The organism is Mesorhizobium sp. M7D.F.Ca.US.004.03.1.1 (genome assembly GCF_003998635.1).
GTDB classification, from domain to species: Bacteria; Pseudomonadota; Alphaproteobacteria; order Rhizobiales; family Rhizobiaceae; genus Mesorhizobium; species Mesorhizobium loti.
Window position 1 is genome coordinate 1 of sequence record NZ_RZQG01000086.1, and the last position, 11,958, is coordinate 11,958.

The 11,958-nt window shown below is 64.1% G+C and carries 12 protein-coding genes; 6 read left to right on the forward strand and 6 right to left on the reverse strand.

What is annotated here, in order from left to right:
- From EN935_RS08065 to EN935_RS08085, 5 genes are all read left to right on the forward strand, one after another.
- The coding region (locus EN935_RS08065; RefSeq protein WP_127373255.1) for a pyridoxal-phosphate dependent enzyme at positions 1-270 on the forward strand (270 nt) is incomplete at its 5' end.
- Positions 267-1,259, forward strand: a complete 993-nt coding sequence (gene eutC, locus EN935_RS08070) for an ectoine utilization protein EutC (RefSeq protein ID WP_109670032.1) — start codon at positions 267-269, stop codon at positions 1,257-1,259. The genes EN935_RS08065 and eutC, both read left to right, overlap by 4 nt.
- A gap of 38 nt (positions 1,260-1,297) precedes the next feature.
- Positions 1,298-2,476 (forward strand): ectoine hydrolase DoeA, encoded by a 1,179-nt coding sequence (doeA, locus tag EN935_RS08075; RefSeq protein WP_109670194.1) that lies wholly within the window; start codon positions 1,298-1,300, stop codon positions 2,474-2,476.
- Positions 2,477-2,481: 5 nt separating this feature from the next.
- Positions 2,482-3,480, forward strand: coding sequence for a N(2)-acetyl-L-2,4-diaminobutanoate deacetylase DoeB (doeB, locus tag EN935_RS08080; RefSeq protein ID WP_127264841.1), 999 nt, complete (start codon positions 2,482-2,484; stop codon positions 3,478-3,480).
- 405 nt (positions 3,481-3,885) lie between these two features.
- Positions 3,886-4,206: a hypothetical protein gene (locus tag EN935_RS08085; protein ID WP_245468932.1), complete on the forward strand. Its 321-nt coding sequence runs from the start codon at positions 3,886-3,888 to the stop codon at positions 4,204-4,206.
- A 69-nt stretch (positions 4,207-4,275) separates the two neighbouring features.
- On the opposite strand, the gene EN935_RS08090 is transcribed toward EN935_RS08085, so the two are convergent.
- From EN935_RS08090 to EN935_RS08100, 3 genes are all read right to left on the reverse strand, one after another.
- Positions 4,276-5,394, reverse strand: a complete 1,119-nt coding sequence (locus tag EN935_RS08090) for a P1 family peptidase (protein ID WP_127264840.1) — start codon at positions 5,392-5,394, stop codon at positions 4,276-4,278.
- Positions 5,395-5,398: 4 nt separating this feature from the next.
- Positions 5,399-6,964 (reverse strand): exodeoxyribonuclease VII large subunit, encoded by a 1,566-nt coding sequence (gene xseA, locus EN935_RS08095; protein ID WP_127373256.1) that lies wholly within the window; start codon positions 6,962-6,964, stop codon positions 5,399-5,401.
- 83 nt (positions 6,965-7,047) lie between these two features.
- Positions 7,048-8,004, reverse strand: coding sequence for a LysR substrate-binding domain-containing protein (locus EN935_RS08100; protein WP_109670024.1), 957 nt, complete (start codon positions 8,002-8,004; stop codon positions 7,048-7,050).
- Positions 8,005-8,277: 273 nt separating this feature from the next.
- Here EN935_RS08100 and EN935_RS08105 point away from each other — a divergent pair, with 273 nt between their 5' ends.
- Positions 8,278-8,568: a DUF1127 domain-containing protein gene (locus tag EN935_RS08105; RefSeq protein WP_109670192.1), complete on the forward strand. Its 291-nt coding sequence runs from the start codon at positions 8,278-8,280 to the stop codon at positions 8,566-8,568.
- A gap of 178 nt (positions 8,569-8,746) precedes the next feature.
- On the opposite strand, the gene EN935_RS08110 is transcribed toward EN935_RS08105, so the two are convergent.
- The 3 genes from EN935_RS08110 to EN935_RS08120 all read right to left on the reverse strand — a co-directional run.
- Complete coding sequence (locus EN935_RS08110) at positions 8,747-9,790, reverse strand: DUF937 domain-containing protein (RefSeq protein WP_127264838.1); 1,044 nt, start codon at positions 9,788-9,790, stop codon at positions 8,747-8,749.
- A gap of 100 nt (positions 9,791-9,890) precedes the next feature.
- Positions 9,891-11,264, reverse strand: coding sequence for a glutamate--cysteine ligase (locus EN935_RS08115; protein WP_109670020.1), 1,374 nt, complete (start codon positions 11,262-11,264; stop codon positions 9,891-9,893).
- A gap of 143 nt (positions 11,265-11,407) precedes the next feature.
- The coding region (locus EN935_RS08120; RefSeq protein WP_127373257.1) for a 16S rRNA (uracil(1498)-N(3))-methyltransferase at positions 11,408-11,958 on the reverse strand (551 nt) is incomplete at its 5' end.

The window sequence follows — 11,958 nt, forward strand, 5'->3', positions numbered from 1 at the left end:
CAGCTGACCTTCGCCATGTGCCGCGACCTGCTCGACGATGTCATCCTGCTCGGCGAGGACGAGATCGCCGCCGGCATCCGCCACGCCTATGCGCAGGAACGCGAGATCGTCGAGGGCGCTGGCGCGGTCGGCATCGCCGCGCTGCTCGCCGGCAAGGTCAAGGCGAGCGGTCCAGTGGTTGTTCTGCTTTCCGGCCGCAACATCGATATGAACGCGCACCGCACAATTGTCTGCGGCGAGGCGCCGTCGCTTAAGGAGCGTGCCGCATGAGCCGGATGACGATCCTCACAGAAGCCGAATTGCGGGCGATCGTCACGCTCGATCTCGATGCCGTCGCCTGCGTTGAGAACGCCTTCCGCGCGCTCGCCACTCTGCCGGTGGCGATGCCGCCGATCCTGCGGCTCGACATTCCCGAGTATCGCGGCGAGGTCGACGTGAAGACCGCCTATGTGCCAGGCATCGACGGTTTCGCCATCAAGATCAGCCCAGGCTTCTTCGACAATCCGAAGCTCGGCCTGCCCAGCGTCAACGGCATGATGGTACTGTTGTCGTCGAAAACGGGCCTGGTCGAAGCGTTGCTGCTCGACAATGGCTATCTCACCGATGTCCGTACGGCAGCGGCCGGCGCAGTCGCGGCCAGACATCTGTCGCGGCAGGACTCGTCTGTCGCCGCGATCTTCGGCGCCGGCGTGCAGGCGGGGCTGCAGCTCGAAGCACTCATGCTGGTGCGGCCTATCGCCGAAGCGCGCATCTGGGCGCGCGATGCCGTCAAGGCAGAGATGACCGCGGCTGCCTTGCGCGAAAAGCTCGGCATCGCCGTGCGCGCCGAATCCGATGCCGCAAACGCGGTTGCCGGCGCCGACATCATCGTCACCACCACGCCCTCCACCGAGCCGCTGATCAAGGCGGGGTTCGTTTCCGCCGGCCAGCACATCACCGCGATGGGCTCCGACGCCGAGCACAAGAACGAGATCGCACCGGCCATCCTGCGCATGGCCGACCTCTATGTCGCCGACAGCGCCCGCCAGACGCGGCGGCTGGGCGAGCTGCATCATGCCATCGCGGCGGGTGTGATGGCTGGAGATGCAGAGGTGACCGAACTCGGCCAGATCATCGCCGGCGAAAAACATGGCCGCCGCTCGGCCAGCGATATCACCATCGCCGATCTCACCGGCACCGGCGTGCAGGACACGGCGATTGCCACGCTCGCTCGAGACCGCGCGCGGGCGGCCAATTCCGGGACCACTTTCGAAAGCTGATGCTGGCCGCGAGGCCCAACAAACGAGGACCAAGAACAATGCAACCGAACCTGAAGTTCTCGCGCGGCGAATATGCGGATCGCCTCGCCAAGACGCGCAAAGCCATGGAGGTGAAGGGCGTCGATCTGCTTGTTATCAGCGATCCCTCCAACATGGCCTGGCTGACCGGCTACGATGGCTGGTCGTTCTATGTGCACCAAGCCGTCATCGTGCCGCCATCTGGCGAACCGGTCTGGTACGGCCGTGGCCAGGATGCCAACGGCGCCAAGCGCACTGCCTATCTCGCGCACGACAACATCGTCGGCTATGCCGACCACTATGTGCAGTCGACCGAGCGCCATCCGATGGATTTTTTGGCCGGCGTGCTTGCGGATCGCGGCTGGGGCAAGCTCACGATCGGTGTCGAAATGGACAATTACTGGTTCTCGGCTGCCGCCTTTGCGTCGCTGCAGAAGCATCTGCCCAATGCCCGCTTTGTCGACGCGACGGCGCTGGTCAACTGGCAGCGCGCGGTCAAGAGCCCGACCGAGATCGACTATATGCGCAAGGCCGCCCGCATCGTCGAGGCGATGCACCAGCGCATTGTCGACAAGATCGAGGTCGGTATGCGCAAATGCGATCTCGTTGCCGAAATCTATGATGCCGGCACGCGCGGTGTCGATGGCATTGGCGGCGACTATCCGGCGATCGTGCCGCTGCTGCCGTCGGGTGCCGATGCCTCGGCGCCGCATCTGACCTGGGACGACAGGCCGATGCAGCGGGGCGAGGGCACCTTCTTCGAGATCGCCGGCTGCTACAACAGGTATCACTGCCCGCTGTCGCGCACCGTGTTCCTCGGCAAGCCGACGCAGGAATTCCTCGATGCCGAGAAGGCGACGCTGGAAGGCATGGAAGCCGGCTTGGCCGCAGCGAAACCCGGCAACGCCTGCGAGGACATCGCCAATGCCTTCTTCGCCGTGCTGAAGAAGTATGGGATCGTCAAGGATAACCGCACTGGCTACTCGATCGGCCTGTCCTATCCGCCGGACTGGGGCGAACGCACGATGAGCCTGCGCCCCGGCGACCGCACCGAACTCAAGCCCGGCATGACCTTCCATTTCATGACTGGTCTCTGGCTGGAGACGATGGGGCTGGAGATCACCGAATCCATCCTGATCACCGAAACCGGTGTAGAGTGCCTGGCCAATGTGCCGCGCAAGCTGGTGGTGAAGGATTGAAGCCGATGTCTAGCCTCCGCCCATCACCGATCGCGCCGACCGTCGATTTCGACCGCGACGGTGTCCAGCACGGTTTCCTGCGTCTGCCCTACAGCCGAGATGACTCGGCCTGGGGCTCGGTGATGATACCGATCTGCGTCATCCGCAACGGCAAGGGGCCGGTGGCTCTGCTTTCCGGCGGCAACCATGGCGACGAGTATGAGGGGCCGCTGGCGCTTTACGATCTCGCCCGCACGCTCGATCCCAAGCAAGTCAGCGGAACGGTCATCATCGTGCCGGCGATGAACTATCCGGCCTTTCGCGCCGGCACACGCACCTCGCCGATCGACAAGGGCAATATGAACCGCAGCTTCCCCGGCCGGCCGGACGGAACGGTGACCGAAAAGATCGCCGACTATTTCCAGCGTGAGCTACTTCCCCGCGCGGACATCGTGTTCGACTTCCATTCCGGCGGCAAGACGCTGGACTTCGTGCCGTTCTGCGCCGCGCACACGCTGCCCGACAAGGCGTTGGAGCAGAAAGCCTTCGACGCGGTCGCGGCGTTTTCCGCCCCATTCTCGATGCGCATGATCGAGATCGACGCCGTCGGCATGTACGACACGGCTGCCGAGGAGATGGGCAAGGTCTTCGTCAGCACCGAGCTTGGCGGCGGCGGCACGTCGCGAGCGCAAACCGTGCGGATCGCGCGGCGTGGTATTCTCAATGTGCTGCGTCATGCCGGCATTGTTGATGGTGTGGTCGAGAAGACTCGAACCCAGTGGCTCGACATGCCATCCGGCGATTGTTTTTCCTTCGCCGAGGATGACGGCATGATCGAAACCATGATCGATCTCGGTGAGCCCGTCGAAAAAGGCGCGGTGCTGGCTCGCATTCATTCCACCGGCCGCACCGGCGTCGCACCCCAGGAAATCCGGGCAAAAATGGCGGGCATGCTGGCGGCGCGGCATTTCCCCGGCCTGGTCAAGGCCGGGGACTGCGCGGCGGTAGTGGCGGTGCACGTCTGAGCGGTTCCGCCGAGGCCTGCTCCGCACCGGTCAGCTCCATCATCACCTGCTCTTTATCCTTCGCGGAGCCCTCCGGCGCGGCGGAAAGAAGCAGGATGGCGAGCGGAGTCGACATTGCATGAGGATGACACTATATACCGGCGGCTTCGACCCGCGCGCCTGAGGGTTTGCGCCGCGAAGCAACTGTAAATGTGTTGTGTGTTGCGCCATCTATTGTGACGAAAATCGGCTCGGAAACCGGAAAAAAGCAAGTAGAAACAGTGGCGCAAAGCTGGGCGTGGCCCAGCTAACGGTACCGACCCCCCAGAATCAGAAAATGCTCTTGAACCCTCGATTTCCTATGGCTCTGTGGACCTTGGACGGCATCGGCTTGCCGGCTGACCGCGACTCGGCTCGAATGGGGACATGCATCCTTTCTGGGATGTCGACGTTTCTGATTACCAACCGGCTTTGCCGCCAGGGAACAGCAGTATGAGTGAGCACGCGATCGAGTTCTTGCGGGGATGGATCGGCGAAAAGGTCCATTGCCAGTCATCCCAGGCCCGGATCGACAAGCAGGCCGAGACTTTGGCCAAGGAATGCGCTGCCGAGGCGGCGGAAGTCGGCATCCCGCTGGAAGATATCCAGGAAGAAGTCGGCGATATCAAGGAACTCATTGCCTCCCGGCTCGAGGAAGCGGCCGAGGCCGACGAGCAGCAGCAGGCATCCAGCAAAGCCGCGGAATGACCGCATAAAAGCGACTCCATCCGAAACACGCGGGCTGCTTGGCCCGCGTTTTCGTTTCAGCGATGGCTCTCAGCCAAATTTTTCTTTCAACCACGCCTTCGGCAGCGCCGGCACGAAGTTTCCGTCGCGCCCGGTCATGTCGTCATTGGCGACCAATGCGTTGAGGATCGCTTCCTCCACGGTCTGGATCACCGCATCGAAAAACGGGTCGATGTCGGTGTCCGGAATAAAATCGGCGCTGGCGATGCGGCCGGATGGCGAAAGCGCCGCGCTCGCATTGGCGGTCGAGAAGGCGATAAAAATGTCGCCTGAACTGTGGTAAGCGAAGCCGCCGGTCATGGCGACGCCAAGCGGCACCCGGCGGGCCAGCCGCTTCATCTGATGCGGCAGGAACGGCGCATCGGTGGCGACGACTGCGATGATCGAACCCTTTTCAGTGCGCGGCGTGCCTTCGCGGACCGCCGGTTCGACGAGTTCCGGCCCGGCGCGCATACCGCGAACGGCAAAATTGTGCCGCTTGCCGAAATTCGACTGCACGAAGGCACCGACCGTATAAGTGCGGCCGTGCCATTCAACGATGCGCGATGCTGTGCCGGACCCGGCCTTGAAGCCGAAGGTGATCATGCCGGTGCCACCGCCGACGCTGCCTTCCTCGATCGGTCCGCCCACAGCACCGTCCAGTGCCTGGGCAACATGCTCTGACGTCAAATGGTGGCCGTTGATGTCGTTGAGGAAGCCGTCATAGGTCTCCGCCGCCACCGGCAGCCCCCAGCCGCTGTCGAGCGCCGCCGGCAGTACGCTTTGCATCCAGCGCAGCGTGCTGTCGCGGGAGACACCGCAGGAATGCGTGTTGGTGATGGTGATCGGGAAGTTGAAAGCGCCGGTTTCCTCGACGATGTGCGAGCCGGTCAGTTCGCCATTGCCGTTCTGGCTGAAGATGCCGGCGAAGACCGGCGTCGCAAGATCGGTGCGCCGCCTGGGCAGGATCGCGGTCACGCCGGTGCGCACCGGCCCCTCGCCGACGACGAGCGCGCCATCGCCCGAAATCAGCGTCTCATAGCCGACCGCTACACCAGGCACATCGGTGATCGCATTGAACGGCCCGGGCGTGCCGTCGAAGCCGATGCCAAAACTTCGCGCGCGCGGTTTGCCTGAGGGCGTTGCCAGATGGTTCGGATTGTCGGTCATGGTGTCAGAACAGGGATCCCTGATTGCCTGGCTCTTTGGCCTTGGCTGCCGGCTTGGCAACCGGCTTTGGCCTCGCCGCACCGCTGGTTGCCACCGCATCGGCGGTGCCATCGGCGAACTCGAGCGAAAGCGCCATTCCCGACGCCACATCGGCCACCTGCTTGATCCCCACCCCGTCGGCGTCCTTCACCAGGGCAAAGCCGCGTGCCAGCACCGCCTTGTGCGACAGCGTGGCAAGCAGTCGGTCGGCCTGGCTCAATTGCCCGCGCAGGCGCTCGAGCCGCACAGAGATCACCCGATCCTGCCGCCGCGCCAGCGCCGCCAGCGTGTCCCCCAGCAGTTTCTGGCGCCGTATGATCGGTGCCGGCGACAGCCGCGTCGCGGTGCGGGAAAATCGCGCGCGGCGTTCGCGCACGATGGCAAAAAACGCTGCTTGTGCGCGGGCGAGGTCGCGGCCGGTCAGCGTGCGCGCTTCATTGATGCGCCGCGACAGCGTGGCCGGCGTCAGCCTTTGGCCTTGCAACCGCGCCCGCTTGCGGTCGACGCTGACGGACAGCGCCCGGCCGAGCCTGGATGTCGCCTCATCGAGGCGTCGGCGCGGCAGCGCCAGCAATTGATCGGGCGAGGGCAGAGCGCGGGCGGCGGCACGAGCAGCCTGCCGTTTGCGTTCGAAATTGCGCAGGACCGCCGCCTTGAGCCGCGCCCCGAGGCTAGCAAGCGTCGCTTCGAGGTCGGCCTTCACCGGCACGGCGATTTCGGCCGCACCCGTCGGCGTCGGCGCCCGCACATCCGCAACGAGGTCGATCAGCGTCCAGTCCGTCTCATGGCCGACAGCCGAGATCACAGGAATGCCGGAGGCGGCGACGGCGCGGGCGAGGGCCTCATCGTTGAAGCCCCAGAGGTCTTCGAGGCTGCCGCCGCCGCGCGCCACGATCAGCAGATCGGGGCGCTGGATAGCGCCATCCCATGCCAGCGCGTTGAAGCCGTTGACCGCCGCGGCCACTTCCGCGCCTGACGTCTCGCCTTGCACACGCACCGGCCAGACCAGGATATGCAGCGGAAACCGGTCCTTGATACGGTGGATGATGTCGCGGATGACGGACCCTGTCGGCGAGGTGACGACGCCGATGACGCGCGGCATGAACGGCAGCAACCGCTTGCGGCCGGTGTCGAACAGGCCCTCGGCCTGCAGCCGCCGCTTGCGCTCTTCCAGCAGCGCCATCAGCGCGCCGGCGCCGGCGGGCTCCAGATTGTCGATAACGATCTGGTAGTTGGACTTGCCGGGATAGGTGGTGAGCTTACCGGTGGCGATGACTTCCATCCCCTCCTCGGGGCGGAACTTCAGCCGGCTCATCGTGCCTTTCCACACCACGGCGTCGAGCCGCGCGCGGTCGTCCTTCAGCGCGAAATAGGCATGACCTGAGGAATGCGGCCCGCGATAGCCTGATATTTCGCCGCGCACCCGCACATTGCCGAAGACATCCTCGACCGTGCGCTTCAGCGCGCCGGAAATCTCGCTCACCGTGTATTCGGCGGCGTTGGTGCGTGATTCGGATGCTGCGTCGCTCATCGGCCGATTGGGGGACGGTTGGGCCCCCGCGTCAAGGTGGCCGCGTCAGGCCAGCCGTTCATAATCCGCATGCCGGACCCTGCCTACCAGCCGGGCAGGATCTGGTTCGGCTTGGTTCGCCGCAGCTTGGTGAAGGCGAGGGCTGCGAAATCGAATGTCCCGGTGTCTTCGCTGATCGGCACGGAAATATTGTCCAGGCTTTCCGAAATATGACGCGCAAGCGCATCGACGATCTCCGGCCGCGACGTCTGGCCGCGCATGATGCCGATGCGGCAATCGGGCAGGGCGCCAAAGCCGTCGGCTTCACCCAGCACCCGCATGCCGGGCCTGAGCGCGCATTCCGGCAGCACCGAAATCGCCAGGCCCGAAAGCACCGCGGCGGTGATGACGGTGGCCGAGAAGCTGGTGAACAGGATGCGATAATCGCGGTTCTGCTGGTCAAGCACATCGACCGCGGCGCGCCGCCAGATGCAGTTCGGCCGGCCGAAGGCCATCGGCAGCGTTACCTGCTCATGCGTCGCATGGTTGGCCGAGGTGACCCACAGCAGCGGTTCACGCCGCACCACTTCCGACTGGCCGCGTACGTCGTTGTGCGTCACCAGCGCCAGGTCGAGATTGCCGCGCTTGATATGTTCGACCAGCCCCGGCGTCGGCTCGCAGATGACAGTCAACTCGACGCGCGGATTGGAGCGCGTGAACCGCGCCATGATCTCGGGCAGGAAACGGTCGGCATAGTCGTCGGGCGTGCCGATGCGGATCGTGCCTTCGAGCCGCCGGTCGTCGAAAGCGGCCAGCGTTTCGCGGTTGAGGTAAAGCAGCCGCCGCGCGTAGGAGAGCAGCTTGTCGCCTTCCTCGGTCAGTCTGTTGGTGCGCCCGTCCTTTTCGAACAGCGGCTTGCCGAGCCGCTCCTCCAGCCGGCGCATCTGCATCGACACCGCCGACTGGGTCCGGTGCACCTCTTCGGCTGCTCGGGTGAAGCTGCCGGTGTCGGCAATCGAGATGAAGGTCTGCAACTGATCGAGATCGAGCGGCGATTTCATCGATATGATCCATCACTGGTGTTGATGTTAAAGATTAGAAACATTCGTTGGATTAATCAATCGGTCGATGGCAAATTGGCATTGTCCACATGAAGTCATGTGAATTGGGACCGGAACGGCCGCTGTTGCCAGCGCCGATTGCCTGGTCTCGCCCGGCCTACAGCGCCGCGCGTCCTTTGGACGCGCAAAGGACGCTGTAGCACTTTGATTTTGCGCATGATCCTTTTCCGAACCTCCGGTTCGGGGTCATGCGGCAGTCTGAAGGAGACCGACATGACCACGTTTGATTTCGCCACCGAGACCTCGCGCATCACCTCGCGTCCGGCCGTTGCGACGCGCGTGGCAAATACCGTCTCCAACGCCTACCGCGCCTGGAAAAACCGCCGCGCCTTCTATCGCCTTGGCGAGATGTCGGATTCCGAACTCGCCGATATCGGCCTGACGCGCGCCGACCTGCATGTCGCCATCGACGTGCCGTTTGGCCGCGACCCGACGGCGATGTTGCGCGAAATCGCCAGCGATCGCGTCGAGACGATCGAGGACATTGCCCGCAAGGTGGCCTGATCTGTCGCTTGTCGTTTTGGTTGCCGTGAACCTTTTCGAGGTTCGACGCGACTGAAGAGTATGCAGGCCCACACTCCCTGCCGGATCCCCGCCGGCCCGCCTGCACTCTGCCCGGTCCTCCCAGGACCGGGCTTTTCTTTTTCTACCCCCTGTCGAAGACAGGCTGCTTGTTGCTTGCCTACCGCCGGTCCATATCCCGCTTGAACTGGTCGAAGATCGTTTCCACGCCCTTCTGATACTCGTCACGCTGCTGGGCGCCGGTTTCGAACATCTTGCCGAACAAATCGTCGAACGGATTCCTTGGCCTGCCGCTCGGATTGGCCTGTGGCTGGGGGGCCTGACGCTGCTGCGGGGGCGCTTGAGGCTGTTGCGGCGCCGGCTGGCCGCCCGGGATGCCGAAGCCGCCACCGCCGCCTTGCCGCAGCATCTCCTCGAAGATTTTTCCCAATGGATTGTCGCCATAAGGGCTCTGCGTCTGTTGAGGCTGTGGCTGTGCCCGACCTTGCGGCTGTGGCTGAGGCGCGCCGCCGCCGAACATGTCCTGCAGCACCTTGCCGAGCGGGTTGTCGCCATAGGGGTTGGGTGCCGGCTGCGGCTGACTTTGCGGCTGTGGCGTCCCGCCGCCGAACATGTCCTGCAAAACCTTGCCGAGCGGGTTGTCCATCGGGTTCTGGGGCTGCGGCGCCTGGCGTTGCTGTGGCGCCGGGGCCTGCATGCCGCCGCCTTGCCGCATCATCTGCTCGATGATCTCGCCGAGCGGATTGTTGCCGCCGCCGCCGAAACCGCCGGCGGCCTGCATCTGATTTGTCGTCTGCTTGAACAGCCCGCCCATGACCATCGAGGCGATAGCCGGCAGCATCTGCTGCAGGATCTGCTGATTGACGCCGCTCGCTTGCGCGGCCTGGCTGGCCACCGCGCGCGACAGATCCTTCGAGCCGAACAAATGCCCGAGAATGCCGTTGCCCTCGTCGACGCCTTGTGGCGAGAAGGCTCGGGTTGCGTCCTCGAAATACTTGGCGTGCTGGCCGCTGGCCATCGCCGTCATGAAGGCGCCGAGCCCATAGGGGTCGGCAGTGTTGCGTTGCAGCCCCTGCGAAAAGGCCGGCAGCAGTGCGGCAACTGCCGCCTGCGTCTGCTGCATCGATAGCCCATATTGTTGGGCAAGGGCCTGAATGCCGCTGCCGTTCTGGGCCTGTGTCAGCATGTCGAACAAGGTAGGCATCGGCGTCTCCTCCGGAAATCCTCGCCGAAGAAGCCTAGTTTGTTTCCACTTCCGATTGAAGCGACTTTTGCCGATCAATCGGCTGCGTCAAATCCGAGGGTTAATAGGCGTATTCCATGAAAACCGGCTCGATCGAGCCACCCCAGCGCGTATGATAGGCCGACAGCATCTCCTCGGCGCTGGTTGTGCCGCGGGCCACGACTTCGTCGAGCGTGTTGAGGAAGGAGGTCTCGTCGTAGCCGTCGCGGTTCTTGCGGCCACGGTTCTTCAGGCCCATGCGGGAAATGACCATCACGTCTCGCGCGATTTCGCGCAGCGTGGTGTTGCGGAAGGGCGCGGAAATGCCTTGTTCCGGCACGGCGTTGCGCATCGCCAGCGTTTCTTCATACGTCCAGCTCGAGGTCAGCGCCTCGGCGGCATCGAGTGCTGCTTCATCATAGAGCAACCCGACCCAGAAGGCCGGCAGCGCGCAGATGCGCCGCCACGGCCCGCCGTCGGCGCCGCGCATCTCGAGGAAGCGCTTCAGCCGCACGTCCGGGAACAGCGTCGACAGATGGTTCGCCCAGTCGCCCATAGTAGGCAGCCCGTCCGGCACTTCATTGCGCGCGGCCCCGGCCATGAACTGGCGGAAGGTGATGTGCGTCATGTCGTGATAGTGGCCGTCGCGGATGACGAAATACATCGGCACGTCGAGCGCCCATTCAACATAGTCGGCGAAACCGAAATCGGGCGAGAAGCAGAATTCGAGCAGGCCCGAGCGCTGGTTGTCGGTGTCGCGCCAGATGTCGCCACGCCAGCTTTGCAACCCGTTCGGGTGACTCTCCGTGAACGGCGAATTGGCGAACAATGCCGTCGACAGCGGCTGCAGCTTCAGCGACACCTGCATCTTGCGGCGCATGTCGGCCTCGCTCTCGAAGTCGAGATTCACCTGGATCGTGCAGGTGCGATACATCATGTCGAGGCCCTTGGTGCCGACCTTGGGCATGTAGCGTGTCATGATCTCGTAGCGCGATTTCGGCATTTTCGGCGTCTCGGCCAGCGACCATTTCGGGCTGCCGCCGAGGCCAAGGAAGCGGATGCCCATCGGTTCGGCGATCTCGCGCACCTGCGCCAGATGGGCATTGCCCTCGCGGCAGGTCTGATGGATCGTCTCCAGCGGTGCGCCGGAAAGCTCGAACTGGCCGCCGGGTTCCAGCGAAATCGCTCCTTGGCCGGTCGGTTCGACCAGGCCGATGATGCGGCCGTCGTCGACGATGGGATCCCAGCCGAGCTTTGACTGCATGCCTTCGAGGATGGCGCGGATGCCGCGCTCGCCGCCATAGGGGACCGGTGCATTGCCGTCGACGTAGAATGGGAATTTCTCGTGCTCGGTACCGATGCGCCACTTGTCGCGCGGTTTGTTGCCTTCGGCGAGGTGCTCGACGAGTTCGTCGAAGTCTTCGATCGGCCGAAAATCGGTTGTATCGCGCGCCATGATTGAGCCCTCAGAGGCGGTCGGACGACCGCCGGCGGTAAATGGACGAAATGTCAGCAGCCGATCAAGCGAAAAATCCTGAGCCAGAGGTCAAGAGGAATTGAACGTGGCAGCGCTGCTCGTTCCTTGCAAGAGGCGAGGTCTTACCAGTCTCCGACTGTCGCCTGCATCACCGCGAGCGCGGCCACCGCCGCCGTATCGGCGCGCAGGATACGCGGGCCGAGCGGAATGGCGATGACGAAGGGCAGGGCGCGCAGCATCTTGCGCTCGTCGTCGGAAAAGCCGCCCTCCGGCCCGACCAGCAACCCAAGCTTCTTTTCCTTCACCGCCTGCAGCGCGGGCAGCGGATTGTTGGTCGAGGCGTCCTCGTCGCAGAAGATCAGCCGTCGCTCCTTGTCCCAGCCGGTCAGCAGGCGGTCGAATTTTTCCGCTTCGCGCACCTCCGGCACCGCCAGTATGCCGCATTGTTCGGCGGCTTCGGCGACATTGGCGCGCAAGCGATCGATCGACGGCTTGGCCACTTGCGTGTGCTGGGTGATGACTGGCTGCAGGACGCCGGCGCCCATCTCGACTGCCTTCTGCACGAGATAGTCGAGCCGGCCCTGCTTCAGCGGCGCAAAGCAATAGACGAGATCGGGCAGCGGCGGCTGTGGCCGTTGCAGCGCCGACACCTTCAGCCGCACCGCCCTTTTTG

What these genes read in the sequence shown, in the direction of transcription:
- eutC (WP_109670032.1), top strand. Translation starts at nt 267, where the DNA reads ATGAGCCGGATGACGATCCTCACAGAAGCCGAATTGCGGGCGATCGTC.
- doeA (WP_109670194.1), top strand. Translation starts at nt 1,298, where the DNA reads ATGCAACCGAACCTGAAGTTCTCGCGCGGCGAATATGCGGATCGCCTC.
- doeB (WP_127264841.1), top strand. Translation starts at nt 2,482, where the DNA reads ATGTCTAGCCTCCGCCCATCACCGATCGCGCCGACCGTCGATTTCGAC.
- EN935_RS08085 (WP_245468932.1), top strand. Translation starts at nt 3,886, where the DNA reads ATGCATCCTTTCTGGGATGTCGACGTTTCTGATTACCAACCGGCTTTG.
- EN935_RS08090 (WP_127264840.1), bottom strand. Translation starts at nt 5,394, where the DNA reads ATGACCGACAATCCGAACCATCTGGCAACGCCCTCAGGCAAACCGCGC.
- xseA (WP_127373256.1), bottom strand. Translation starts at nt 6,964, where the DNA reads ATGAGCGACGCAGCATCCGAATCACGCACCAACGCCGCCGAATACACG.
- EN935_RS08100 (WP_109670024.1), bottom strand. Translation starts at nt 8,004, where the DNA reads ATGAAATCGCCGCTCGATCTCGATCAGTTGCAGACCTTCATCTCGATT.
- EN935_RS08105 (WP_109670192.1), top strand. Translation starts at nt 8,278, where the DNA reads ATGACCACGTTTGATTTCGCCACCGAGACCTCGCGCATCACCTCGCGT.
- EN935_RS08110 (WP_127264838.1), bottom strand. Translation starts at nt 9,790, where the DNA reads ATGCCTACCTTGTTCGACATGCTGACACAGGCCCAGAACGGCAGCGGC.
- EN935_RS08115 (WP_109670020.1), bottom strand. Translation starts at nt 11,264, where the DNA reads ATGGCGCGCGATACAACCGATTTTCGGCCGATCGAAGACTTCGACGAA.